Source organism: Phreatobacter aquiterrae, assembly GCF_053471285.1.
On sequence record NZ_JBJPHW010000005.1, the window covers coordinates 1 to 24,951 of the forward strand.

General features: G+C 68.0%; 28 protein-coding genes. 13 read left to right on the top strand and 15 right to left on the bottom strand.

Annotated features, from left to right (window positions below; genetic code table 11):
- Positions 1-203: 203 nt before the first annotated feature.
- Both ACJ4V0_RS08980 and ACJ4V0_RS08985 read right to left on the bottom strand, forming a co-directional pair.
- On the bottom strand, positions 204-707 hold the full coding sequence (locus ACJ4V0_RS08980; RefSeq protein WP_448299240.1) for a hypothetical protein: 504 nt from the start codon (positions 705-707) through the stop codon (positions 204-206).
- A gap of 117 nt (positions 708-824) precedes the next feature.
- Positions 825-1,322, bottom strand: a complete 498-nt coding sequence (locus ACJ4V0_RS08985) for a hypothetical protein (RefSeq protein ID WP_448299241.1) — start codon at positions 1,320-1,322, stop codon at positions 825-827.
- A 403-nt stretch (positions 1,323-1,725) separates the two neighbouring features.
- Here ACJ4V0_RS08985 and ACJ4V0_RS08990 point away from each other — a divergent pair, with 403 nt between their 5' ends.
- From ACJ4V0_RS08990 to der, 3 genes are read left to right on the top strand one after another with little or no spacing between them, the layout of a single operon-like run.
- Positions 1,726-2,373, top strand: a complete 648-nt coding sequence (locus tag ACJ4V0_RS08990) for a tetratricopeptide repeat protein (RefSeq protein ID WP_448299242.1) — start codon at positions 1,726-1,728, stop codon at positions 2,371-2,373.
- Positions 2,374-2,393: 20 nt separating this feature from the next.
- Positions 2,394-2,681, top strand: coding sequence for a hypothetical protein (locus tag ACJ4V0_RS08995; protein WP_448299243.1), 288 nt, complete (start codon positions 2,394-2,396; stop codon positions 2,679-2,681).
- A gap of 17 nt (positions 2,682-2,698) precedes the next feature.
- Entirely contained in the window at positions 2,699-4,099 is a 1,401-nt protein-coding gene (gene der, locus ACJ4V0_RS09000; protein ID WP_448299244.1) for a ribosome biogenesis GTPase Der, read from the top strand.
- Positions 4,100-4,135: 36 nt separating this feature from the next.
- Here the strand turns inward: der and ACJ4V0_RS09005 are convergent, their stop codons facing one another.
- Complete coding sequence (locus ACJ4V0_RS09005; protein ID WP_448299245.1) at positions 4,136-4,747, bottom strand: NAD(P)-dependent oxidoreductase; 612 nt, start codon at positions 4,745-4,747, stop codon at positions 4,136-4,138.
- A gap of 120 nt (positions 4,748-4,867) precedes the next feature.
- Here ACJ4V0_RS09005 and ACJ4V0_RS09010 point away from each other — a divergent pair, with 120 nt between their 5' ends.
- Entirely contained in the window at positions 4,868-5,290 is a 423-nt protein-coding gene (locus ACJ4V0_RS09010) for a winged helix-turn-helix transcriptional regulator (RefSeq protein WP_448299518.1), read from the top strand.
- Between the two features lie 7 nt (positions 5,291-5,297).
- Here the strand turns inward: ACJ4V0_RS09010 and ACJ4V0_RS09015 are convergent, their stop codons facing one another.
- The 7 genes from ACJ4V0_RS09015 to ACJ4V0_RS09045 form a co-directional block, all read right to left on the bottom strand.
- On the bottom strand, positions 5,298-6,044 hold the full coding sequence (locus ACJ4V0_RS09015; RefSeq protein WP_448299246.1) for an SDR family NAD(P)-dependent oxidoreductase: 747 nt from the start codon (positions 6,042-6,044) through the stop codon (positions 5,298-5,300).
- 17 nt (positions 6,045-6,061) lie between these two features.
- Entirely contained in the window at positions 6,062-7,570 is a 1,509-nt protein-coding gene (purF, locus tag ACJ4V0_RS09020) for an amidophosphoribosyltransferase (RefSeq protein ID WP_448299247.1), read from the bottom strand.
- A gap of 126 nt (positions 7,571-7,696) precedes the next feature.
- Positions 7,697-8,323: a CvpA family protein gene (locus ACJ4V0_RS09025; RefSeq protein ID WP_448299248.1), complete on the bottom strand. Its 627-nt coding sequence runs from the start codon at positions 8,321-8,323 to the stop codon at positions 7,697-7,699.
- Between the two features lie 171 nt (positions 8,324-8,494).
- On the bottom strand, positions 8,495-9,160 hold the full coding sequence (locus ACJ4V0_RS09030) for a DUF502 domain-containing protein (protein WP_448299249.1): 666 nt from the start codon (positions 9,158-9,160) through the stop codon (positions 8,495-8,497).
- Positions 9,161-9,184: 24 nt separating this feature from the next.
- Positions 9,185-10,612 carry a DNA repair protein RadA gene (gene radA / locus ACJ4V0_RS09035; protein ID WP_448299250.1) on the bottom strand — a complete coding sequence of 476 codons (1,428 nt, stop codon included), beginning with the start codon at positions 10,610-10,612 and terminating at the stop codon, positions 9,185-9,187.
- A gap of 1 nt (position 10,613) precedes the next feature.
- On the bottom strand, positions 10,614-11,717 hold the full coding sequence (gene alr, locus ACJ4V0_RS09040) for an alanine racemase (RefSeq protein ID WP_448299251.1): 1,104 nt from the start codon (positions 11,715-11,717) through the stop codon (positions 10,614-10,616).
- A 4-nt stretch (positions 11,718-11,721) separates the two neighbouring features.
- Complete coding sequence (locus ACJ4V0_RS09045; RefSeq protein ID WP_448299252.1) at positions 11,722-13,215, bottom strand: replicative DNA helicase; 1,494 nt, start codon at positions 13,213-13,215, stop codon at positions 11,722-11,724.
- Between the two features lie 357 nt (positions 13,216-13,572).
- Between ACJ4V0_RS09045 and ACJ4V0_RS09050 the strand changes: the two genes are divergently transcribed.
- Positions 13,573-14,406 carry an outer membrane protein gene (locus tag ACJ4V0_RS09050; protein ID WP_448299253.1) on the top strand — a complete coding sequence of 278 codons (834 nt, stop codon included), beginning with the start codon at positions 13,573-13,575 and terminating at the stop codon, positions 14,404-14,406.
- 127 nt (positions 14,407-14,533) lie between these two features.
- Here ACJ4V0_RS09050 and rplI read toward each other — a convergent pair whose 3' ends face one another.
- The 4 genes from rplI to rpsF form a co-directional block, all read right to left on the bottom strand.
- Positions 14,534-15,082: a 50S ribosomal protein L9 gene (gene rplI / locus ACJ4V0_RS09055; protein ID WP_448299254.1), complete on the bottom strand. Its 549-nt coding sequence runs from the start codon at positions 15,080-15,082 to the stop codon at positions 14,534-14,536.
- A 20-nt stretch (positions 15,083-15,102) separates the two neighbouring features.
- Positions 15,103-16,047 (bottom strand): DUF2232 domain-containing protein, encoded by a 945-nt coding sequence (locus ACJ4V0_RS09060; protein WP_448299255.1) that lies wholly within the window; start codon positions 16,045-16,047, stop codon positions 15,103-15,105.
- Positions 16,048-16,191: 144 nt separating this feature from the next.
- The gene (gene rpsR / locus ACJ4V0_RS09065; RefSeq protein WP_448299256.1) at positions 16,192-16,443 is read right to left on the bottom strand and encodes a 30S ribosomal protein S18; all 252 of its coding nucleotides are present in this window, start codon (positions 16,441-16,443) and stop codon (positions 16,192-16,194) included.
- Between the two features lie 2 nt (positions 16,444-16,445).
- Positions 16,446-16,967 (bottom strand): 30S ribosomal protein S6, encoded by a 522-nt coding sequence (rpsF, locus tag ACJ4V0_RS09070; protein WP_448299257.1) that lies wholly within the window; start codon positions 16,965-16,967, stop codon positions 16,446-16,448.
- Positions 16,968-17,246: 279 nt separating this feature from the next.
- Between rpsF and ACJ4V0_RS09075 the strand changes: the two genes are divergently transcribed.
- A complete protein-coding gene (locus ACJ4V0_RS09075) occupies positions 17,247-17,462 on the top strand; it encodes a hypothetical protein (RefSeq protein WP_448299258.1) in 216 nt (71 codons plus the stop codon).
- Positions 17,463-17,537: 75 nt separating this feature from the next.
- Complete coding sequence (locus ACJ4V0_RS09080; protein ID WP_448299259.1) at positions 17,538-17,816, top strand: hypothetical protein; 279 nt, start codon at positions 17,538-17,540, stop codon at positions 17,814-17,816.
- Positions 17,817-17,819: 3 nt separating this feature from the next.
- Here the strand turns inward: ACJ4V0_RS09080 and ACJ4V0_RS09085 are convergent, their stop codons facing one another.
- Positions 17,820-19,043: a GTP-binding protein gene (locus tag ACJ4V0_RS09085; protein ID WP_448299260.1), complete on the bottom strand. Its 1,224-nt coding sequence runs from the start codon at positions 19,041-19,043 to the stop codon at positions 17,820-17,822.
- A gap of 163 nt (positions 19,044-19,206) precedes the next feature.
- On the opposite strand from ACJ4V0_RS09085, the gene fabD reads away from it, so the two are divergent.
- From fabD to ACJ4V0_RS09115, 6 genes are all read left to right on the top strand, one after another.
- Positions 19,207-20,151, top strand: coding sequence for an ACP S-malonyltransferase (gene fabD, locus ACJ4V0_RS09090; protein ID WP_448299261.1), 945 nt, complete (start codon positions 19,207-19,209; stop codon positions 20,149-20,151).
- 20 nt (positions 20,152-20,171) lie between these two features.
- Positions 20,172-20,909, top strand: a complete 738-nt coding sequence (gene fabG, locus ACJ4V0_RS09095; protein ID WP_448299262.1) for a 3-oxoacyl-[acyl-carrier-protein] reductase — start codon at positions 20,172-20,174, stop codon at positions 20,907-20,909.
- Between the two features lie 197 nt (positions 20,910-21,106).
- Complete coding sequence (locus ACJ4V0_RS09100) at positions 21,107-21,346, top strand: acyl carrier protein (RefSeq protein WP_293420992.1); 240 nt, start codon at positions 21,107-21,109, stop codon at positions 21,344-21,346.
- Positions 21,347-21,445: 99 nt separating this feature from the next.
- Complete coding sequence (gene fabF, locus ACJ4V0_RS09105; RefSeq protein WP_448299263.1) at positions 21,446-22,702, top strand: beta-ketoacyl-ACP synthase II; 1,257 nt, start codon at positions 21,446-21,448, stop codon at positions 22,700-22,702.
- An 80-nt stretch (positions 22,703-22,782) separates the two neighbouring features.
- Positions 22,783-23,982: an endolytic transglycosylase MltG gene (mltG, locus tag ACJ4V0_RS09110; protein ID WP_448299264.1), complete on the top strand. Its 1,200-nt coding sequence runs from the start codon at positions 22,783-22,785 to the stop codon at positions 23,980-23,982.
- Positions 23,983-24,063: 81 nt separating this feature from the next.
- Positions 24,064-24,951, top strand: a complete 888-nt coding sequence (locus tag ACJ4V0_RS09115) for a YicC/YloC family endoribonuclease (RefSeq protein WP_448299265.1) — start codon at positions 24,064-24,066, stop codon at positions 24,949-24,951.

Genomic DNA, 24,951 nt, shown 5'->3' on the forward strand with positions numbered 1-24,951 from the left:
ACGACGGCGACGCCCCGTCTCGACAATCTCAAGCCGCCCAAAGGCACTGTGCGTATGGCTGTCCATACCGACAGTGCTCAACGATTTGCCTCAACTCCCGCAAGGTGGCCTTCGCCGGATGCGTACGCTCGTCAAGCGCCCGGTCCTGGAAGCGGACGGCAAGCTGATGGTCGGTTTCAAGCCGGACCTCTACGCCACGACCTTCAGCCGGGGCTGACGCCGCCCGTCGCGGCGCCCTTGTCACGCAGTGCGATCCAGATGCCGAATCCGCCTCCCGCGGCCGCGGCGAGGAACGGCGCCCAGGCGGCGGCGTAAGCCCAGGCATAGCTGGAGAAATAGGGCGAGCCCCTGAGGGCGTAGAAGGCGGCGAGCACGATGACCGCGGCGCCATAGCCGCCGATCAGGCCCAGAATGCCTCCGACGGCGGCGCGCGCACCGCGGCCCCACGGCTGGCGCGGTCCGATGTGGCCGCCTTCGCGCTTCCGCTCGCGTCCGCGGGTGACGATGGCGGCGGTTGCCGCAGACGCCAGGGCGACGAGACAGGCCACGAAGGGTCCAATGATGAAGGCGAGGCCCATGGCGGCCGCCCCCTCGCGCTGCGAGACATTGAAGATCTCGAACACCACCAGCCCGATGGCCACGGCCGCCACGTAGCCGCCCACCAGCCCGGCAAGCCCCCAGAACAGCGCCCAGCCCAGTACCCGCATCTGTCTTGTCCCGATCGCAGCCCGTCGTCGTGACGGGGCAACGCTGTGTCTAATCGGGTGCGATTGCCGCCCGGTGGCTCGCGTCAGGGACTGTGTTTCAGAGTGACCGGAAAGGTCTCAGGGCGCGCGGCTGGGCCGCGGCGCCGGCACCGGCGCGAAGCCGAGGGCCGCGGCGGGCAGGGCGCCCTGTGCCTCGGCCGGCGCAGCATCGCCACGGATGGGGCTCGCCGGAGACAGCGCAATGGTGCGCGGCGCGGCATCGGGCGTCGCGTTCGGCACCGCGTCGTCCGTCACAGGCGCGCGGACCGGCTGCGGTTCGGGATCGGCCGGCACGATGACGCGGGCCTGGACCTTGTTCGGGTCGGCGCCCGTGCCGGGCAACTGGATCAGGCGGGAGGTGCTGGAGGCCAGAGCCGGGGCCTCGGCCGCCGGGGCCGGTTCCGCGACGACCGGCGCGGGCGTCAGTTCGGCCTGGATCATGTCCCGGTTGAACAGTGTGAAGCCGGCCGCCGCTGCCGCGGAAATCGAGATGGCGGTGATCAGCAGGGCGAGGCGACGCCGCCGTGCGCCGCGCAGGCGGCGCGCCACGGCGCGCTCGCGAACCGGATCGTACATGTCCCCCAGAACGACGCCGGCGTCATGGAGAGGGACAGGCTGCGCTGTGTCGGAGATTGTCACTGGAACGTGCTTCATTCGACCATGGGCAGGTGAGGCTGACGTCGCTACCACTTCCGGCCGCCCCTGGCCAGTCGTGCGGCCCCGCGGCGGAGCCATCGGCGGCTCTCGGGACCTTCCTTGGCCCCCAAATGTGGCGGTGATGGGGAATTCCGGCATTTCATGTTCAGGCATCGGTGCTACGGGGCGGACCTGTCATCGCAAGCGGTGGTGCGGTGCGATCAGGTCGCTCTCCGCCCCAGTCGCGCCGCGTTTGCGTCGCACAGGGGGAGTTGATAGGTTCCGCGCCTTCTGACGGGGGCGCGCCGGACCTTTGACGGGTTCGCCGCGGCTGGATGAGACCATGGCCGATATTTTCGACGAAGTTGAAGAGGACCTGCGCCGGGCCAAGGCCGAGGCGCTATGGCAGAAGTACTGGCCGGTCATCGTCGCCTCCGCGGCGGCGGTCGTGCTGGTGGTCGGCGGCTGGCGTCTCTACGACTATGTGCAGGCCCAGCGGTCCGCTGCTGCCGGCGCGAAGTTCGAGGCGGCGCTGAGGCTGTCGCAGACCAGCGCGCAGGAGGCCGAGAGCCGGTTCGCTGCGCTCACCGCCGAAGCGCCCTCCGGCTACCGCATCCTCGCGCGGTTCCGCCACGCGACGGAGCTCGCCGCCCGCGACAAGGCCGAGGCGGTACGCGTGCTCGACACGCTCGGCACCGATGCCGGAATCGGACCGGTCCTGCAGGATCTGGCGCGGCTGCGCGCCGCCTATCTCCTGGTCGATACCGCGCCGCCGGCCGACCTCGTCCAGCGGGCCGAACCGCTCGCCGGCGCGGACCGGCCGTTCCGCCATTCGGCGCGCGAGATCCTGGCGCTCGCCGCCCTCAGGGCCGGCGACCGCCCCACGGCCGAGCGCTGGATCAAGGCGATCCAGGACGACCGCGAATCGCCGCAGGGCGTGCGCGGCCGCGCCGACCTCATGTCCACCGTCTTCTCCGCCAGCGGCAGCTGAGCGACCACCGGGATCCGCCCATGACCACTTTCCGCCCCGACCGCCGCCTCGTCCTGCGCACCGGTATTCTTGCCGGTCTTGGCCTCGCCATGGCCGGCTGCGAGACCCTGCAGGACATTCCCGCCATGTTCGAGCGCCGCAGCCCTCCGCTCGCCGGTGACCGCCGGCCGGTCTTCCCCGAGGGGGTCCCGGGCATCGACCGCTCGGTCCAGCAGCCGGCCAATTCGCCGATCGGCGCCGCGCCGCCGCCCGCCGCGCCGCCGCCCGCCGAGCCGCCGCCGGCCCAGGCGCCGGCGCGCGGCCGCTGACCCGCATCGCCCCCACCATGACCTTCACGCTCGCCATCGTCGGCCGGCCCAATGTCGGCAAGTCGACGCTGTTCAACCGCCTCGTCGGCAAGCGCATCGCGCTGGTCGACGACCGGCCGGGCGTGACCCGCGACCGTCGCGAAGGCGAGGCGAGCCTCGGCGACCTGGAATTCACCATCATCGACACCGCCGGCCTTGAAGACACCCGCGAGGGCTCGCTGGAAAGCCGGATGCGCGCCCAGACCGAGGAGGCCATCCGCCTCGCCGACGCCGTGCTGTTCATGGTCGATGCGCGCATCGGCCTGACCCCCGACGACCGCTCCTTCGCCGAACTCGTCCGCAAGTCGGGCAAGCCGGTCATCCTCGCCGCCAACAAGAGCGAGGGGAAGGTCGGCATGGCCGGGGCCTACGAGGCCTTCTCGCTGGGCCTGGGCGATCCTGTTCCGCTGTCCGCCGAACATGGCGAGGGTATCAACGAACTCTACGAGGCGCTCGCCGCCCTCATGCCGCCGCCTGTCTTCGCTGACGAGGACGAGGAGGAGGTCGACGATATTCCGGAGGGCGACCAGGAGGCGCCGCCGGAGGATCTGTCGAAGCCCATTCCGGTCGCCATCGTCGGGCGGCCGAACGCCGGCAAGTCGACGCTCGTCAACGCGCTGATCGGGGAAGAGCGTCTGCTCACCGGGCCCGAGGCCGGCATCACCCGCGATTCCATCTCGGTGGACTGGGACTGGGGCGGCCGCAAGTTCCGCCTCGTGGACACCGCGGGCCTCAGGAAGCGCGCCCGCATCGAGGACAAGCTGGAGAAGCTGTCCGTGGCCGACGCGCTGCGGTCGATCCGCTTCGCCGAGGTCGTGGTCGTCTGCATGGACGCGACGAAGCCCTTCGAGGATCAGGATCTTCGCATCGCCGACCTCGCCTCCAAGGAGGGCAGGGCGGTCGTGCTCGCCTTCACCAAATGGGACCTCGTGCCCCACAAGGGCGGCAAAGCGGCGAAGCTCCGCGAGGAGACCGACCACTGGCTGCCGCAGATCAAGGGCTGCCCGGTCGTCGCCAACTCGGCCGAGACCGGACAGGGGCTCGACCGCGTGATGCAGGCCATCCTCGATGCGCGCGTGCCGTGGCAGAAGCGGATCTCGACCAGCACGCTGGTGCGCTGGCTGCAGGAGACCATCGACCACCATCCGCCGCCGGCCGTCACCGGCCGGCGCATCAAACTGCGCTACATGACGCAGGCCAAGACGCGGCCGCCGACCTTCGTCGCCTTCTGCTCGCGCCCCGAGGCGCTCCCCGAGAGCTACCTGCGCTATCTGGTGAACGGCCTGCGCGAGAGTTTCGATTTGAAGGGCACGCCGATCCGCTTCCACCTGAAGAAGACGGACAATCCCTACGCCGAGACGGGGCGGAAGATCCGGTAGGGCGGGAACGCGCGATGCGCCCCCGCCCGGCGATGTTTAATAGCCCACCGTGAACCGCGCCCGGACGTGCTTCGGCGCTTCCAACTCATCGACCAGCGCCACTGCATAGTCCTCCGCGGAAATGGCGCTGTTGCCGGCTGCGTCGACCAGCAACTGGTCCGTGCCGAGGCGGAAGGTCCCGGTGCGCTCGCCCGGCTGGATCAGCGCCGAGGGCGACAGGAAGGTCCAGTTCAGCTCCGGCTCCGCCTTGAGCTTGCCGAGGAAAACGCCGCCGGCCCGGGCTTCGTCGAGATAGAGCGCCGGGAACTGCGGTGTGTCGACGAGGCTCACGCCCGGCGCGACCTCCAGGCTGCCGGCGCCGCCCACAACCAGATAGCGCGCAACGCCGGAGTCCTTCGCTGCGCCGATGAGCGTATCGGCATTCGAGGCGAGGTAGTGGACCGACGAGATCGCCGCATCATGCCCGGCATAGGCGGCGGCGAGGGCTGCACGGTCATCGGCGTCCACCGCCTTTGGCGTGACGCTGGGCAGGGCGGCGATCCTGGCGGTATTGCGGGCGAGCGCCGTGACGGCGTGCCCGCGCGAGGCGAGCTCGGCGAGGATGCGCGATCCGATCATGCCGGAGGCGCCGAGCAGTGCGACTTTCATGCGAGATGTCCTTGTGGTAGTTACCAATGGATACCAGATAGCGAACGGTGAGCGCCTCGGTAAGAAGGCACTTGTCCGTCACAAGGTCACCCGAAGGGAACCGCCATGGCCGCGAAGATCATGACCGACAGTCTCGGTGGTCAGGCGCCGGTGTCGGCGGGGCTCTACCCGCCGGACGTCTTCGCCGCGGCCTGCCCGACCCGGCGCGTTCTCGACCGCGTCGGCGACAAATGGGCCGTCCTGATTCTGATCTTGCTGGCGCGCGGTACGAAGCGCTTCAATGCGCTGCGCCGCCTCATCGACGGCATCTCGCAGAAGATGCTGTCGCAGACGCTGAAGAGCCTGGAGCGGGACGGTCTCGTGTCGCGCCGCGTCATCCCGTCAGTGCCGGTGACGGTGGAATACTCGATCACGCCACTCGGCATGACCCTGCACGAGGCGGTCGACCCGCTGCGCGTCTGGGCGGAGACGCATATCGGCGCCGTCGAGGTCGCGCAAAAGCGCTATGATACCGGCACGCGCGACGGCGCCGGGCTCGCGTGACGGTGCATCAGGCCGGGTCGCGGAAGCTTTTCCAACTGCGGGTCGGGAAGTCGAACAGACGCCCCGTTTCCGTCAGCGAGGCGAGGCACATGGCAACGATCGCCTCGGCCGCTGCCTCCGGCGGCTCCAGCGTCTGCGGATCCTCACCCGGCATGGCCTGCGCCCGCATGGTGGTGCGGATCGGGCCGGGATTGAACAGGTTCACGCGGATCGCCGTCTTCTCCGTCTCGGCGGCATAGGTGCGTGCCAGGGCGTCGAGCGCCGCCTTGGTCGTGGAGTAGGGGCCCCAGAACGGCCGGCACTTCGTCGCCGCACCCGAGGTCACGAAGACGGCCCGCCCGGCATCGGAGGCCTGCAGCAGGGGGTCGAAGGAGCGGATCAGCCGCCATTGCGCCGTCAGGTTCACGGCGACGATCTGGTCCCATTCCTTCGGCACGACATGGCCGAGCGGCGAGATCGGTCCAAGAATGGCACCGTTCGCCACCAGGACGTCGAGCCTGCCCCAGCGCTCGTGGATGGCGAGCCCGAGCCGGTCGAGCCCGTCGCCGTCGCGGATGTCGAGCGGCACCAGCGTCGCGGGCAGCCCGCCTGCCTTCTGGATGGCGTCGTCGAGCGATTCAAGCCCGCCCTGGGTGCGGGCCACCGCCACGATCTGCGCACCGCCGGCGGCGAGGGCCAGCGCCGTCGCCCGCCCGATGCCGCGCGAGGCGCCGGTGACGCAGGCGATGCGTCCTGTGAAAGGCTTGGTCGTCATGTCTGGAACAGATCCCGTCAGCTCGCTTCCGCCAGCAGCGAGAGCTGCTTGGCCGCCTCTCCGACAAGGTCGGTGATGGTCGTCGGATAGTCGCCGGTGAAGTAGTGGTCAGTGAACTGCGGCTGGGCGGCATTGCGGCCAGGCTCGCCGAGCGCGCGGTAGAGGCCGTCGATCGAGATGAAGGCGAGCGAATCGACGCCGAGATAGTCGCGCATCTGCTCGATCGACATGTGCGCCGCCAGCAGCTTGTCCTGGTCCGGCATGTCGATGCCGTAGTAGTCCGGGAACTTGATCGGCGGCGAGGCGATGCGGAAATGAACCTCGCTGGCGCCCGCATCGCGCATCATCTGCACGATCTTGCGCGAGGTCGTGCCGCGCACGATGGAATCGTCGACGAGGACGAGCCGCTTGCCCTCGACGACGGCGCGGTTTGCCGAGTGCTTCAGCCTGACGCCGAGCTCGCGTACCGACTGGGTCGGCTGGATGAAGGTGCGCCCGACATAGTGATTGCGGATGATGCCGAGCTCATAGGGAATCCCCGCGGCCTGGGCGTAGCCGATGGCGGCCGGCACCCCGGAATCCGGCACCGGCACGACGACATCGGCATCAACCGGCGCCTCCTTGGCCAGGATGGCGCCGATCTGCTTGCGCAGGCCGTAGACGTTCTTGCCATCGACAATGGAATCGGGCCGGGCGAAATAGACATACTCGAAGATGCAGGGGCGCTTGCGACGGGCTGGAAAAGGCTTGATCGATTCCACGCCCTTCTCGTCGATGACGACGATCTCGCCATTCTCCACCTCGCGCACGAAGCGCGCGCCGATGATGTCGAGGGCCACCGATTCCGACGCCAGGATGAAGCGGCCGTCGAGTTCTCCGATCACCAGCGGGCGGATGCCGAGCGGGTCGCGGGCGCCGATCAGCTTCTTGTTGGTCATGCCGACGAAGGCGTAGCCGCCCTCGATCTGGCTCAGCGCGTCCATGAAACGGTCGACGAAGCGATTGCGGCGCGAGCGGGCGACGAGATGGAGGATCACTTCGGTGTCCGACGTCGCCTGGTAGATGGCCCCATCGGCGATGAGGCGGCGGCGCAGGGTGAGGCCGTTGGTTAGGTTGCCGTTATGGCAGACGGCGAAGCCGCCGGTCTCGAGCTCCGCGAAGAGCGGCTGCACGTTGCGCAGGAGGGTGCCGCCGGTCGTCGAATAGCGCGTGTGGCCGATGGCCGACTGGCCGGGCAGGCGATCGATCACCTCGCGGCGGGAGAAGTTGTCGCCGACGAGACCCATGCGGCGCTCGGAATGGAAGCGGGCGCCGTCGAAGGAGACGATGCCGGCCGCCTCCTGGCCGCGATGCTGGAGAGCGTGCAGGCCAAGCGCGGTCAACGCCGCCGCATCGGGGTGGTCGTAGACGCCGAAGACGCCGCATTCCTCGTGCAGCTTGTCGCTCTCGAAATCGAGGCTCGGCTCGCGGCCGAACGCAGCGTCCTGATCCGCCTCGTGATGGCGGATCTCCAGGGATTGCGTCATCGCATCCTCGTCGTCTGAAAGCCTAGGTCGTCAGCCCGTCGCCATAGATGCGGGCCGATGCGCCGGAACGAAAGATCCACCCCATGCACGGCGACCATGCGCCGATCGATATGCCCGCACAAGCCGTCAGGGCTGGCGCGGCGGCGTCGCACCCGGCGCAGTCGTCGCCGCGGGCGGCGCGCTGGCGGCAGGAGGCGCTCCCGTGACAGGCGGCGTCGCGCCACCGGCCGGGGCCTGCGTGCGGTTCAGGCGGCGCAGGATGTCCGATCCCTCAATGTCCTGCGGCAACTGGGCGATGAGCCAGTCCTTGGTCTGCTCAAGCAGCGCATAGGACTTGGCGCGCGTCACCCAGTCCGGCCGGTTCGGGCCGGGCACCAGCCAGGTGAAGAAGGCAAAGGCGACGACGACGATGACCAGGCCGCGCCCCAATCCGAAGGCGAAGCCGAGGGTGCGGTCGAGCACGCCGATCTTCGAATCGAGGATGGCGTCGGAAATCTTGATGGTGATGACGGAGACGACCACCAGCACCGCCAGGAACACGCCGGCGATGACGATCGCCTTGGCGAGCAACTCGTTGGAAACCTGCGTCTGGGCGATCGGCAGGAGCCGCGGATAGGCGTACCAGGTGGCGATCGCCGCCAGCGCCCAGGACGCTATGGACAGCACCTCGCGGACGAAGCCGCGCACCATCGCCAGCAGCGCGGAGATCAGCATGATCGCGGCGAGGCCGATATCGAGATAGGTGACCGGCATCGATTTCGGCTCCGGAAAGGCTTGCTTCGGGCGCTGCGAGTCACTGAACCCGTGCGCGAACCTCGCGCTTATAGCGAGGCAGGTGGCCCGCGTCACCCCGTCACGGGTGGGTGCAAACCCCGACCACGCACAAGCCGTCCAGAATGTGGCGCGGAGGTCATGTCCCGGTTGCTACGAAGGGCTCTCGCTCGCCCGGTTGTCCGCCGGCAGGGGCGTCACCGCCTTGGGCGGTGTGACCCCCATCGAGACATAGATGCTCATGAGCTGGTCCATGCCGATATCGGCCGCCGTCACCCAGCTCTCCGGCACGTAGATGAGCCCGCCGCCGATCGGAACCGGCGCCGTCGGCACGAGGATGCCGAGATAGCGATGCTCGCCGACCATCACCGGCTCGTGGGAGGGCAGCAGCGCCAGCACTGCGGCGCCGCCGGGTTCGCCGCCGAAGAAGCACCAGACCGGGCTCATGCTCTTCAGGCCATCGGCGTCCTTGCGGTCCACCATGGAGACGAAGCGGCGCGACAGTTCGTAGACGGTGCCGATCAGCGGGATGCGCCGCATGATTCGGTCGAGGGCGTCCTGCAACCGCTCCTGCAGCACGATGGCGACGAGGCCGAGCAGATAGATCAGCCCGCAGACCATCAGGATGCCGATGAGATAGGCGGCGAGCGAGGAACTTGAGAAGCCGAGGCCGAGCGATGTCAGGAAGCGGCCGACCACCGTTCCGGGGCCGACGAAGGCGTAGATGAAGCTGACCGTCCACCCCACGACGAAGGCGGTGACCGCGAGGGGCAGGAGCAGCAGGACGCCGGCAAGGAACACGCGCCTCAGATAGCCCATCGCCCGTTTCCTCCCCTTGCCGGGTCACTCCCCGGTTGCAGCCTTCGGTCGCTCCCGCGCAACGCCCGACGCCGCGATGTCGGCGACGAGCGTCGACAGGTTCGTGACGGCCTGCGTCGCAAGACCCGGTTCGCCCGTCTCGCCACGGGCGATCTCGGGCACCACGGCCTTCGTGAACCCCAGCTTCTTGGCTTCCTTGAGGCGGGCGGCGGCCTGCGCTACCGGCCTGACCGCGCCGGAGAGGCTGACCTCGCCGAAATAGACCGCGTCGGCCGGCAGCACGGCGCCCGACAGCGACGAGACCAGCGCCGCGGCCACGGCGAGATCGGCAGCCGGCTCGGCAATCCTGAGGCCTCCGGCAACGTTCAGATAAACGTCGTGGCCGCCGAGGCGCACGCCGCAGTGCGCGTCCAGCACGGCGAGCACCATGGAGAGCCGGGCGGGGTCCCAGCCGACCACCGCGCGGCGCGGCGTGCCGAGCGTCGAGGGAGCGACCAGAGCCTGGATCTCCACCAGCACGGGGCGCGTGCCCTCCATCCCGGCGAAGACGGCGGTGCCCGGCGCGCCGAGATCGCGGCCGGCGAGGAAGAGCTCCGACGGATTCGGCACCTCGCGCAGGCCCATGCCGGTCATCTCGAACACGCCGATCTCGTCGGTCGGCCCGAAGCGGTTCTTCACGGCGCGCAGGATGCGGAAATGGTGGCCGCCTTCGCCCTCGAAGCTCATCACCGCATCGACCATGTGCTCGACGACACGCGGGCCGGCGATCTGCCCGTCCTTGGTGACGTGGCCGACGAGGATGACGGCGGCGCCCGATTTCTTGGCGTAGCGGATCAGGATCTGCGCGGCCGAGCGCACCTGGCTGACCGTGCCGGGGGCGCTCTCCACGGTGTCGGTCCACATGGTCTGGATCGAATCGATGACGACGAGTCGGGGCGTAGGCCCCTCCGACAGGGTGGCGACGATGTCCTCGACATTGGTCTCTGCGGCGAGTTCCACCGGCGAGGCCGTCAGGGCCAGGCGGTCGGCCCTGAGGCGCACCTGGCCGACCGCTTCCTCGCCCGAGATGTAGACGACGCGGTGGCCCATGCGCGCCAGCCGCGCCGAGGCCTGGATGAGCAGGGTGGACTTGCCGATGCCGGGGTCGCCGCCGATGAGGATCACCGAGCCCTTGACGAGGCCGCCGCCGAAGACGCGGTCGAGTTCGCCCACCTGTGTCTCGGTGCGCGGAGCCTCGTCATTGACGCCGTCTAGCCCGGCGAGCACGAAGGCCCGGCCGCGCGTCTTGCCGCCCCGGGCGGGACCCTTGGCGGGCGCCCCGCCGATGCCGGTCGCCGCCACGCTTTCCTCGGCGATGGTGTTCCACGCGCCGCAGTTCTCGCACTTGCCCTGCCAGCGCCCGTAGGAGGCGCCGCAGGACTGGCAGACGTAGGTGGTGGTGGCGCGGGCCATGTCAGTCCGCGTAGCGGCGATGGTAACGCCGCCCGAGGCTGGTCAGGATCTCGTAGCCGATGGTGCCGGCAGCCTCCGCCATGTCGTCGAGGCCGATGCCGTCGCCGAGAAGCGTCGCCATGTCGCCGGGACCGACGGCGCCGGCATCGGTCACGTCGATGGCGACGAGGTCCATGGAGACGCGGCCGGCCGGCTGGCAGATGACGCCGTTGACGCGGATCGGCGCGCCGGTCTTGCGGTCGGTGGAGCCGGCCTGACGGATATAGCCGTCGGCATAGCCGACCGAGACGATGGCGATGCGGCTGGTGCGCCCCGCCGTCCAGGCCGCGCCATAGCCGACCGTCTCGCCGGCGCGGATCGTGCGCACCTGCACGATGGGCGCGTCGAGGCGGACGACGGGTGCGAGCGGATCGCGGTTGGCGACGAACTTGGCCCCATAGAGCGCGATGCCCGGACGCATGAGGTCATGGCGGGCGCTGGCGAGGGTGCAGCCGGCCGAATTGGCGAGCGAGCCGGCGACGCCCGGAAAAAGCGCACGAATCTGCTGGAACCGGTCGATCTGCCGCGCGGTGAGCGCATGACCGGGTTCGTCGGCGCAGGCGAGGTGGCTCATGATCAGCGCCGGTTCGAAGGCGAGCGCCGCAGCTCCCGGCTCGGCCAGCAGGGCGGCCTCGGCAAGGTCGAGGCCGAGGCGGTTCATGCCCGTGTCGATATGCACGGCGGCCGGCAGCCGGCGTCCCAGCGTGTCGCAGAAGGCGGCGAAGGTCTCGACCTCATCGCGGCTGCCGAGGACCGGCCTCAGATTCAGCTCCGCATAGGCTCCCAGAGCCGATACGAAGAGCCCGTTGAGCACATAGATCGTGGCGCGCGGCACCACGGCCCTGAGCCGCCGCGCTTCCGACAGGTGCGCCACGAAGAAGGTTTCGCAGCCAGCGGTCGACAGCGCCGGTCCCGCCTTCTCGATGCCGAGGCCGTAGGCGTCGGCCTTGACCACGGCGGCGCAGGCCGCGCCGTGCCCCATCGCGGCCAGCGTCCGGTAGTTCCTCGCCAGCGCCCCGAGGTCGATGGTCAGGACCGCTCCGGCCTCGTTCGGGGGGATGGTCATCGGATTACTCGAAACGTTCAGGCAGGCGGTCGGAGTCGGCGAGGTCGGAGAAGCGCGTCACCGAATCCTCGAACTGCAGCATGACGGTGCCGGTCGGTCCGTGACGCTGCTTGCCGATGATGACCTCGGCGCGTCCGTGGACCTGCGCCATGTCGGTCTGCCACTTGAGATGCTCTTCGGTGCCGGGCTTCGGCTCCTTGTTCTTCAGATAATATTCCTCGCGGAACACGAACATGACGGCGTCGGCGTCCTGCTCGATGGAGCCTGATTCACGCAGGTCCGAGAGCTGCGGGCGCTTGTCGTCGCGCGACTCGACCTGACGCGAGAGCTGCGACAGTGCCATGATCGGCACGTGCAATTCCTTGGCGAGCGCCTTGAGGCCCGTGGTGATCTCGGTCAGCTCCTGCACGCGGTTCTCGCCCTTCTTCGACGAGCCGGACAGCAGCTGGAGATAGTCGACCACCATGAAGTCGAGGCCGCGCTGGCGCTTCAGCCGGCGCGCGCGCGCCGCAAGCTGGACGATGGACAGGCCGCCGGTGTCGTCGATGTAGAGGGGGAGCGACTGGATCTGCCGGGCCGCCTCGGTCAGGTCGTAGAACTCCTTCTCGTTCAGGTCGCCGCGGCGGATCTTGTAGGAGGGTATCGCCGCCTGTTCGGCGACGATACGCGTCGCGAGCTGGTCAGAGCTCATTTCGAGCGAGAAGAAGCCGACGATGCCGCCATTCGTCGTCTTGTGGGTGCCGTCCGGCTCCACCTCGAAACGGTAGGCCTTGGCGATGTTGAAGGCGATGTTGGTGGCGAGCGCCGTCTTGCCCATGCCGGGGCGGCCGGCGAGGATCACGAGGTCGGAGTGCTGCAGGCCGCCGAGCCGCTGGTCGAGGTCGTTGAGGCCGGTCGAGATGCCCGACAGCTTGCCGTCGCGCTGGTAGGCCGCCGCGGCCATGTCGAGGGCGCGGGCCATGGCGTCGGTGAAGCGGCGGAATCCGCCATCGTAGCGGCCGGTCTCGGCGAGTTCGAACAGGCTTTTCTCGGCATCCTCGATCTGCGTGCGCGGCGGCATGTCCACCGGCGCGTCATAGGCGACATTGACCATGCCCTCGCCGATGAGGATCAGGTTGCGGCGGATGGCGAGGTCGTAAATCGCCCGGCCGTAGTCCTCGGCATTGATGATGGTGGTCGCCTCCGCCGCCAGGCGGGCGAGATATTGCGCGACCGTCATGCCGCCGACGTCGATGGCGGCATCGTTCATGAAGGTCTTCAGCGTCACCGGCGTCGCGATCTTGCCGGCGCGGATGAGCTGGGAGGAGATCTCGTGGATCTTCTGATGCAGCGGATCGAAGAAGTGTTTCGGCTCGAGGAAGTCCGAGATTCGGTAGAACGCCTCGTTGTTGACGAGGATCGCGCCCAATAGCGCCTGCTCGGCCTCGATGTTGTGCGGGGCCTGGCGGAACGGCAGTTCGGACGGGCCGACGGGTCTCAGGGCGGGCAGGGCGGACATGGGGCTTCTTTTTTGAATTCGGGGCCGGGCAGCTGAACTTGGCTATCAGTCGGACCGGGAATCACTAGCGGCAGATTTTGGCAAGGTCCCACTGTTCACAGCAATCCCAAGGCAGGAGTGTGATGACGCCCCGCCGAGCTTGACTCAGCCCCGCCGTTGGGAGTGGACGGCAAGGGTGTCGGGAGAAGCGGCTGTTGCACCTGCGCCACAGTCGCCGGCAAGCAGTCGCGGTCATTCGCCAAGTACAATCCTCGCTTTACCTAGAGCGTCGCTTGGAAACCCAACGTTAAGATTAACGTGCGATCCCTCATGCGAACCGCAATCGCGGTGAATCGTTCATTTCCAAGGGGCGCTCCCATGTTCAAGCGTGTCGCATTACCCATGGCCGCTGCCGCGGTTCTCCTGACGTCCGCCGCGGCCGGGGCTGCCGACCTCGGCGCGCCAATGCTTCGTGGTTCCGAGGTCGTCGAACCCTCCTACCACCACGCCGACAAGTGGAGCGGCGTCTATGTCGGCGGCTCCGTCGGCATGCAGGTCATCCGCAACGCGGGTTTCCACTCCGATGCCCTCGGCGCCGCCCATCCCTCCTTCCCGGATTTCGCCTACGACTACGCCGGCGCCCGCTTCACCTACGGCCTGCACTTCGGCATCCAGCGCCTCTTCGGTCATTTCCTGATCGGCGCCGAACTCGACTTCGATGGCCCGCAGGCGAAAATCTCCTCGCCCTGGTACAACGGCAATGTCGCCTACTCCGGGGGCGTCGCCGGCAACAGCTATCAGCAGCGCGTCGGTCTGAACTGGCAGGGTTCGCTGCGCGGCCGTTTCGGCTTCGTGCATCACAAGTCGCTGTTCTACCTGACCGGCGGCCTCGCCTTCGCCAACATGACCGTCTGCACCGTGATCGACGACTGCATCAATGGCGCCAACCACATTGTCCGCTATTCCCGGACGCGGCTTGGCTGGACGATCGGCGCCGGCATCGAGCACAAGTTCAACTACCACTGGTCGGTCCGCGCCGAGTACCGCTACACCAACTACGGCTCGCGCACCTGCCTTGCCACCGACTCCTGCTCGATCGATCCGAACTCCTCCGACATCAACAACCGCGTCGAGACGCACACGGTTCGCGTCGGCGTGAGCTATCTCTTCGGCCACCCGCCCGTGGCCGCGCCGGTGATCGCCCGCTACTGAGGCTGGCCGGCGAGGCCCGCGCCTCGCCGCTGCATGCGGTTCAAGAAAAAACGCCCGGTCGCAGGACCGGGCGTTTTCGTTTGCCGGGAAGGCGAGGGGCGCCCGGCCTGTCCGGACGCCGCGGGCCTCAGCCCTGCTCGTCGCCGAACTCTTCCGGATTGAAGGTCTCGAAGGTCGGCTCGTCGGCGCGCTGGGTCAGGTCCTCGCCCTGGCCCTGGCGATCCGCCTCGCCGACCGAACGGGCGACATTGACCGTGACGGAGGCCTCGACTTCCGGATGCAGCGAAATCGTGACCTTGTGCAGGCCGATGGCCTTGATCGGGGTGTCGAGCTGGACCTGGGCGCGGGCGACCGAGATGCCGGCGCCGGTGATCGCCTCGGAAAGGTCGCGTCCGGAGACCGAACCGTAGAGCTGGCCGGTCTCGCCGGCCTGGCGGATCAGGATGTAGGAAGTGCCGTCGAGCTTGGCGGCGACCGCTTCGGCGTCCTTCTTCAGTTCGAGATTGCGGGCCTCGAGCTGGGCCTTCATCGTCTCGAACTTCTTGCGGTTGACTTCGGTGGCGCGCAGCGCCTTGCCCCTGGTGAGCAGGTAGTTGCGGGCATAGCCCGGCTTCACGTCGACGACTTCGCCCATCTGGCCAAGCTTGGCGACGCGCTCGAGCAGGATCACTTGCATGGTTCTTCTCCTTGTCTGTGTCAGGTGTTGAAGGGGGGCAGCGGCGGTTTGCGCCTCGCCCGGATGTCGAAGAGCACGTCGGCAAGGCCAGCGAGCGCGACGAAGATCATCGGCCAGCCGATGACGAAGGTGAGCGCGTAGAGCAGGCCGAGCGCGAAGCCGCGCATGCCCCAGCCGCGGGTGACGTCATGGGCCAGCGCGAAGCCCTGCAGCGCATAGACGGCAAGGCCCACCGCCAGGACGATGGCCGCAAGCTGGCCGGGAAAGCCCGAGGCGAAGGACCCGACCGAGCCGACGAAGAGCGCGACGGCGGTCCATTTCGGCAGCTTGAGGGCGGGCAGGTCGGGCCAGGGGCGGACCAGCCGGCCGGAGGCGCGGACGATCCTTCCGGCGACATAGAGATTGACGGTCGTCACGAAGGTCCACACCACCGCCGCGGCGACCGGCACCGCGGCGGCCATCAGGAGAACGAGCGTGTCGCGGTCGGTATTGCCGACCCGGACCTGCGCCAGCGTCCGGCCCACAGCCTGCCGGATGGCGGTCTGGAACGCCTCGAAGTCGAGGCCGTAGAGCGCGACGATGGCGAAGAGGGTGAGAATGACCGCGCCGACGCCGATCATGGTCAGCAGCAGGCCGGGCGGCACCCATTCGACCGCCTGCGGGTCCTCCTGCGTCGGCGCGGGCCGCAGCGACAGGGCCGCGTAGGTCAGAACCCAGGCCGGCAGGCCGACGGAGAAGAAGAAGAAGATGCCGAATTGCGACGTGAAGGCGAGCGACAGGGCCAGTGCCCCGATGGCGGCTGCGAAGGCGCCGGCATAATGTCCCCAGCCGAGGCCGGCGATGAGCACGGGCAGCGCCGCGAAGTAGAACAGGACGAGCGCCATCACGCTCCCCGACGCCAGCGTCGCGAAGAGGAGAGCGGAGGCAAGTCCTGCCCCGAAGGCGATGGCGAGGGTCGGTCCCATCGTCAGCTGTCCCGCTCGTACCAGAGGGTTAGGGGAGAATCCCCAGCTTCAGCCGCGGCGGTTTGCGAACCGGCGCGGCCGACGATCAATGATGCACGGATAGGCAGGCGGCGGGACGCGGACGTCCCGCCGCAGATGCGGTTCTTACTTGATCACGTAGGGGAGAAGGCCGAGGAAGCGGGCGCGCTTGATCGCCTGGGCGAGCTCGCGCTGCTTCTTGGCCGACACGGCCGTGATGCGGGACGGAACGATCTTGCCGCGCTCGGAAATGTAGCGCTGCAGAAGACGCACGTCCTTGTAGTCGATCTTCGGCGCGCCGGGGCCGGAGAACGGGCAGGTCTTGCGACGACGGAAGAAGGGGCGGCGGGCGCCACCGGCTGCTGCTGCGGCTGACATGGTCACTCCTCCGTCTGTGCGACTTCGACGCCGGCTTCGACATCGCCGCCGTCACGATCGCGGAAACGACGGGCGCCGCCTCCGCCACCACCACCACCGAAGCTGCGGTCACCGCCGCCGCCACCGAAGCCACGGTCACGGCCGCCACCGCCGCCGAAGCCGCGATCGCCGCCGAAGCCGCGCTCGCCACGATCGTCGCGGTCACGCTTCTGCAGCATGGCAGACGGGGCTTCCTCGAGTTCCTCGACCTTGACGGTCATGAAGCGGAGGATGTCCTCGTTGATCGCCATCTGGCGCTCCATCTCGGCGATGGCCGCCGGCGGAGCATCGATGTTCATCAGGGTGTAGTGCGCCTTGCGGTTCTTGCGGACGCGGAAGGCGATCGACTTGAGGCCCCAGGGCTCGACCTTGGGCACCGCGCCGCCATGGGCTTCGATGACGCCCTTGTACTGCTCGGCAAGCGCTTCGGCCTGCTGCGAGGTCACGTCCTGGCGCGCCAGGAACACATGTTCATAGAGAGGCATTCGGCCTGTCTCCGGTTCGAGTGACGCTTTGTCCGGCGCGAAGCCCCCCGAGCCCTGGACAGGCCCGACAGTTTTCTCGAAGGCGGAGACACCGGACGACGGATGAAAACCCATCCTGCAGGAAAACCTGCCGTCCGTTCAGCCACCGGCCGACCGAAGCGAAGGCGGCCTTATACGCGAACTTTCCGGAGATTCAAGTTCTTCCGGCTCTCGCCCGTGCCGGGAACCCGGGAGGATATGCCGGGTTATTCTGCAAACAGGCTGCGACAGGAGGCGTTCATGACGGCGAAAGCTCACTCCGGCAAGACGAGTTCCGTGAAGAAGCGCATCGTGTCGGATGGTCCGGACCGCGGCGGCGCGGGCAATCGCGGCGGGGACAAGCAGGCCGGCGACGAGATCGGCGCGGGAACCTTCGCCGACGGTGTCAGCGGGCCCAAGGATTTGACGCGCGGCGCTCCGCCGAAGCCGGTGAAGCGCTATAGTCACGCTGGCTGACCGCCCTTTTCTTGCCGTGATCCAATGAAAGAAAACGCAACAGTTCGCGAGGCGGACCAATCCGGGAGCGAATCCATGTCGAACCTTCAGCAACCTCCCATGCCGGCCTGCATCCTGACGCCGCAGGACCTGTCGCTCATCAAGCGCAAGTTCGATTGCACCTGCGAGGAACTGGGCGTCTTTGCCGAGGATGAGGGCGCCCGCCGCTCCCTTGGTCGTGCCCTTGTGGCGGCTGTCGCGCGCGGCGACGTCGACCTTGAAGCGACCCTGCCCGTCTCGACGGCGCATACCGAAACCCTCCATTTCGAGGGCGAGGATCTGGTGGTCGCGATCACGGATCCCCTGCGTCACTGACCCTCAGGCGGCGTCCGCCTCGCGGCGCCATGCCGGGAACGGATCGGTGAGACCTGCGAAGTCGTCCGTGCTGAACCGTGTGGCCGAGGCGCGTCCCAGAAGGCAGCCGTCGAGCGCCGCGCGCATCGCCGCCTCGTCCATCCCCGTTCCGATGAAGACCAGTTCCTGCCGCCTGTCGCCATAGACCGGGTGCCAGTGGCGCTTGAGCATCTCGCGCCATTCCTCCGATTGCGGCCAGCGCGCCTTCGGCACAGCGGTCCACCAGAAGCCCATGGCCGAGGTCCGGCAGACCGCGCCGGCGATCGACAATTCGCCACACCAGTCCGGTCGCGTCGCCAGCCAGAAATGGCCCTTGGCGCGAATGAGCCCTGGCCAGATCTTTCTCAGGAAGGCGTCGAAGGCTGTGGGGTCGAAGGGGCGCGTAGCGCGATAGACAAAGGAGGAGATTCCGTACTCCTCCGTCTCCGGCACATGGTCCTTGAAGCCGTAGAGTTCCTTCGCCCAGAGCGGGTGCATTTCCGCCTTCTGAGGGTCGAAGCGGCCGGTATCGAGTACCGCGTCGAGAGACACCCTGGCGAAATCGGTCTCGATCATCTGAGCATCCGGATTGAGGCCGCGCACCACCTTCAGCACGAGGTTGCGCTGTTCGGCCGTGACATCCGACACCTTGTTGACGATGACGACGTCGGCGAACTCGATCTGGTCGGTGAGGAGGTCGGCGAGGGTTCGCTCGTCCTCCGATCCGGTCGTCTCGCCGCGATCCCTGAGGAAATCCCGGCTGCCGAAATCCTTCACGAGATTGACGGCGTCGACCACGGTCACCATCGTGTCGAGACGGGCGACATCCTCCAGCGCCTGATCGTTCTCGTCTCGAAAGGAGAACGTCGCCGCGATCGGCAGCGGTTCGGCAATGCCCGTTCCCTCGATCAGCAGGTAGTCGTAGCGTCCGCCATCGGCGAGCCGGCGCGCCTCGGTCAGAAGGTCGTCGCGCAGCGTGCAGCAGATGCAGCCATTGGTCATCTCCACCAGCTTCTCATCCGTGCGCGACAGGTTGGCGCCGCCGTCGCGGACGAGGTCGGCGTCGATGTTCACCTCGGACATGTCGTTGACGATGACGGCGACGCGACGCCCCTCGCGGTTGTTCAGGATGTGATTCAGCAGCGTCGTCTTGCCGGCTCCCAGGAAGCCGGAGAGGACGGTGACGGGCAGGCGGCGGTCGTCGGACATGAAAACCTCATACGTTATAATGTTACATATCAAGGATCGGCACGCTCCTGGCAAGAGGCGTTTTGCGGCCGTCCGAGTTGAAATGAATCCCCGCCCTCGCTTGACTCCGCCGCAGCCCGATGCCAGTCCCGCGCACCTTCACGACGGCGCGAGAGGTTGAGGGATGACCGCTGCATTCACCTTCCCGGGACAGGGCAGCCAGACGGTCGGCATGGGCAAGGCCCTGGCGGACGGCTTCCCCCAGGCGCGCGCGGTCTTCGATGAGGTCGACGCCGCCCTCGGCGAAAAGCTCTCCGCCGTCATGTGGGACGGCCCCGTTGAGACCCTGACCCTGACGCAGAACGCCCAGCCGGCGCTGATGGCGGTCTCTCTCGCGACGATCCGCGTGCTGGAAGCCGAAGCCGGCCTCGACCTCGCGCGCGACGCGGCCTTCGTCGCCGGCCATTCCCTCGGTGAATACTCGGCGCTGGCTGCCGCCGGCACCTTCTCCATTGCGGACGCGGCGCGCCTGCTGCGCATCCGCGGCAATGCCATGCAGGCGGCAACTCCCGTCGGCACGGGGGGCATGGCGGCCATTCTCGGTCTCGACTTCGAGGCGGTCGTGGCGGTCGCCGCCGAGGCCGCCCAGGGCGATGTCTGTCAGGCCGCCAATGACAATGGCGGCGGCCAGGTCGTCATCTCCGGCCACAAGGCGGCGGTGGACCGGGCCTGCGAGATCGCCAGGGCGAAGGGCGCCAAGCGCGCCATTCCGCTTCCGGTTTCCGCCCCCTTCCACTGCGCCCTGATGCAGCCGGCGGCCGACGCCATGGCGGAGGCTCTGTCGACGGTTCAGGTGAAGGCTCCGGTCGTGCCGGTCGTCGCCAACGTGCTGGCGGCGCCGGTCAGCGACCCCGCCGAGATCGTCAGGCGGCTCGTCGAGCAGGTCACCGGCACCGTGCGCTGGCGCGAATGCGTCGTCGCCATGTCTGGCGCCGGCGTCACCACCTTTTACGAGACCGGCGCCGGCAAGGTGCTGACCGGCCTCGTCCGGCGCATCGCCGACGGCGCATCCGGTATCGCCATCGGCACGCCGGACGATGTCGCCGCCTTCAAGGCCGCGCGGACCTGAGGGACAAGAGGAGGACCACCATGTTCGACCTGACCGGCAAGACCGCCCTCGTCACGGGCGCCACCGGCGGCATCGGCGGCGCCATAGCCACCGCGCTGCACGCACAGGGCGCGACCGTCGCGCTCTCCGGCACGCGTCGCGAGAAGCTCGAGGAACTCGCCGCCAGCCTCGGCGAGCGCGCCCACGTCGTTCCGACGAACCTCTCCTCGGTCGAGGAGGTGGAGGCGCTTGTCCCCTCCGCCGAGAAGGCCATGGGCGGGCTCGACATCCTCGTCAACAATGCCGGAATCACCCGCGACAACCTTTTCATCCGCATGAAGGACGAGGAGTGGGACCAGGTGATCGCGGTCAATCTCACCGCCACCTTCCGCCTGACGCGCGCCGCCGCCAAGCTGATGATGCGCAAGCGCTGGGGGCGTATCGTGCAGATCACGTCCGTTGTCGGCGTGACCGGCAACCCCGGCCAGGGCAACTACGCTGCTGCGAAGGCGGGCCTGATCGGCATGTCGAAGTCGCTCGCCGCCGAAATCGCCAGCCGCAACGTCACGGTCAACTGTCTCGCCCCCGGCTTCATCGAAACCGCCATGACCGACGTGCTGAACGACAAGCAGAAGGAGACGATCCTGACGCGCGTTCCGGCCGGCCGGCTCGGCCAGGCGAGGGAGATCGCCGCCGCTGCCGTCTACCTCGCGTCGGAGGAAGCGGCTTATGTCACCGGGCAGACACTCCATGTGAATGGCGGTATGGCCATGATCTGATTGGGGTTTTCGGTGTTTGGGACGCGTGCTGGCAAAACCGGAAGGCCTGTGATAGAGAGCCTTCAGGTTCGGGCAGGGGGCTTCCCAATCGATCCGGAATTCACGGCGAAGCGGCTCGCCACCTGCAAACTTGAAAGCCGCACACCGCATCCGGTCGAGAGCGGTGACTCATCGTCGGATGGAACGAGGATAATCTAATGAGCGATACCGCTGAACGCGTGAAGAAGATCGTTGTGGAACAGCTCGGCGTCGACGCCGAGAAGGTGGTTCCGACCGCGAGCTTCATCGACGATCTCGGGGCCGACAGCCTCGACACCGTCGAACTCGTGATGGCGTTCGAGGAAGAATTCGGCGTGGAAATTCCGGATGACGCCGCCGAGACCATCCTGACGGTCGGCGATGCCGTGAAGTTCCTCGAGAAGGCGACCAGCGCCTGATCGAAACACTGTCAGTTCGACTGTTGAAGTCCGAAGGGCCGGGGAGCGCGCAGCGTCTCCGGCTTTTCGTTCACGGTGTGGGATGTGGGTGAAGCGATGATGCGCCGCGTTGTTGTGACCGGAATGGGACTTCTCACGCCGCTGGGATGCGGTGTGGAGGAAACCTGGTCGCGCCTCTGCGGCGGCGAGAGCGGCGCTTCCAGGGTCGAGCATTTCGACGTGTCGGACATCGCCGCCAAGATTGCCTGCCAGATTCCGCGCGGTGACGCGCCCGGCGCCTTCAATCCGGACGACTGGATGGAGCCCAAGGAGCAGCGCAAGGTCGACCAGTTCATCGTCTTTGCGATGTGCGCGGCCAAACAGGCGCTCGACGATGCCGACTGGCATCCCAAGACGTCCGACGAACAGAACACCACCGGCGTCCTCATCGGCTCCGGTATTGGCGGCCTCGATGGCGTTGCCGAGGCGGCCCTGATCCTGCGTGACAAGGGTCCGCGGCGCATCTCGCCCTTCTTCATTCCCGGGCGCCTGATCAACCTGGCCGGCGGTTACGTCTCCATCGCCCACGGCCTCAAGGGGCCGAACCACGCCGTCGTCACCGCCTGCTCCACCGGCGCCCATGCGATCGGCGATGCTGCCCGCCTCGTCGCCTTCGGCGATGCCGATGTGATGGTGGCCGGCGGCACCGAATCGCCGATCAGCCGCCTTTCGCTCGCCGGTTTCTCTGCCTGCCGGGCGCTCAGCACCACCTTCAACGACGAGCCGACCCGCGCCTCGCGCCCCTATGACCGTGACCGCGACGGTTTCGTAATGGGCGAGGGAGCCGGGATGGTCGTGCTCGAGGCGTACGAGCACGCCAAGGCGCGTGGCGCCAAGATCTATGCGGAGGTGATCGGCTACGGCCTGTCGGGCGACGCCCATCACATCACGGCGCCCGCCGAGGATGGCGACGGCGCCTTCCGTTGCATGCAGGCCGCACTCAAGCGCGCCGGCATTACCGCCTCCGACGTCGACTACATCAACGCCCATGGCACCTCGACCATGGCGGACGGCATCGAGCTCGGCGCGGTGGAGCGTCTGGTCGGCAATGCCGCCTCGAAGATCTCGATGTCGTCCACCAAGTCGTCCATCGGCCACCTTCTTGGCGCCGCCGGCGCCGTGGAGGCGATCTTCTCGATCCTCGCGATCCGCGACCAGATCGCCCCGCCGACGCTCAACCTGGACAATCCTTCCGTCGAAACCGCGATCGACCTCGTCCCGCACGTGGCCCGCAAGCGCTCCATCGAGACCGTGCTTTCCAACTCCTTCGGCTTCGGCGGAACCAACGCCTCGGTCATCTTCCGGGCTGCTGCGTAGAGGCCGAACCCGCCTTTCGCCACATTCCCTGCGCATCACTCCCCCTTGGTGACGCGAGACCCTGACCAGAGCCCAGCCCCATGAGCGATCATTCCGGACATAACCCGCTTCAAAACGGGTCCCGCCCGGCCATCAAGTCGCCCCGTGCGGCCCTCGAGCCCGAATCGGCCCCGCCGCCGCCGCCCGCCTCGCGTCATGCGCGCAACCAGTGGGTCGTCATCGGCAACCTCATCATCACCATCCTGCTCGTCGGCCTCGTCGGCGGCATGGGGGCCTTCCTCTATGCGCGTCAGGCCTTCGTCGCGAAGGGCCCGCTGCAGCAGGATCGCGCCGTCTTCATCGAGCGTGGTTCGACCGCAGAGACCATCGCCCAGACGCTGGAGCGCAACGGCGTCATCAACAGCGCGCTGCTCTTTTCCGCCGCTGTCCAGCTCTACGGCGTCCGCGGCGACCTGAAATGGGGCGAGTACCTGTTTCCGAAAGGCGCCTCCACGGCCGAGGCGCTGTCGATCCTCCTTGACGGCAAGGCAATCGAATATCGCATTACCCTCCCGGAGGGCCTGACGTCGGAGCAGATCGTCGGCCGTCTGCGTGACAACGACGTTCTCATCGGCGACATCGCGCGCATCCCGCGCGAGGGATCGCTGCTGCCCGACACCTATCGCTTCACGCGTGGGACCTCCCGCCAGCAGATCGTCGATATGATGACGCGTGAACAGCAACGGCGTTTGCAGGAAATCTGGTCGCGCCGCCGCCCGGACCTTCCTCTCCGCACGCCCGAGGAACTGGTCACCCTGGCGTCCATCGTGGAGAAGGAGACCGGCAAAGCGGAGGAGCGCCCGCGCGTCGCTGGCGTCTTCGTCAACCGTCTGAGCTTGCCCCGGCCGATGCGCCTGCAATCCGATCCGACCATCATCTATGGCATCGCCGGTGGCCGAGGGGCCCTTGGGCGCCCCATCCTCCAGTCGGACATCCAGCGCCTGACGCCCTACAACACCTACCAGATCGACGGATTGCCGCCGACGCCGATTGGGAATCCGGGGCGCGCCGCCATGGAGGCCGTCGCCAATCCGGCGCGCCATCGTGAACTCTATTTCGTCGCCGACGGAACCGGCGGGCACGCCTTCGCCGAGACGCTGGAGCAGCACAACCGCAACGTCGCCAACTGGCGCCGCATCGAGCGCGAGCGGGCGGAAGCGTCCGGAACGGCAACGCCTGCGGCCGCGACGGCCGACACGCCGGTAGCCCCCGCCGGCGCCCCCCGCCGCGCCACGCGCTGACGAGGCCAGGGTTCGCGACGCTTGACCTCGCCGCAGCCGGGCCGTAACGCCCTGCGGGATCATCGTGCGCCAGAGGATTCCATGGCCCTGTCCAGCATGACGGGTTTTTCCCGTGCCGAAGGCGTGACGGGTGCGACCGTCTGGACCTGGGAGATCAAGTCGGTCAATTCCAAGGGCCTCGACGTCAAGCTGCGGCTGCCGCCGAGCCTCGATGCGGCGGAGCCCGTGATCCGCCAGAAGGTGGCGGCCGCGGTCACGCGCGGCTCGGTCTTCGCCTCGCTGGCGGCGAAGCGGGAGACAGCCACCACGGAGGTCCGGATCAATGAGGCGGTGCTGGCGCAGGTGGCGGAAGCCGCCCGCCTGATCGCCGAGCGCATCGATGCGCGCGCGCCCGCGATCGACGGGCTGCTGGCGATCAAGGGCGTCATCGACATCGTCGAGGCGGAGGAGAGCGAGGAGGAGCGGGCAAGGCTTGTCGCCGGCGTCCTCTCCGGGCTCGACACCGCGCTCGCCCGCCTCGTCGACATGCGTCGCAGCGAGGGCGCGGCCCTCGGCACCATCCTGACCGACCGTCTCACCGAGATCGCGGCGCTGAAGCGCGAGGCCGAGGACAATCCCTGCCGCCGGCCGGAAGCCATCAAGGCGAAGATCGCCGAACAGATCGCAGCCCTGCTCGAGCCCGGCCGCAACTTCGATCCCGACCGCCTGCACCAGGAGGCGCTGATGATCGCCTCCAAGGCCGATATCCGCGAGGAGCTGGACCGGCTCGACGCCCATGTCGCCGCCGCGGCGAAGCTGATCGCAGAAGGCGGCGCGGTCGGCCGCAAGCTCGACTTCCTGGCGCAGGAGTTCAATCGCGAGACCAATACGCTGTGCTCCAAGGCCAATGACGTGACCTTGACCGCCACCGGCCTCGCCCTCAAGGCGGTGGTCGAGCAGTTCCGCGAACAGGTCCAGAATCTGGAGTAG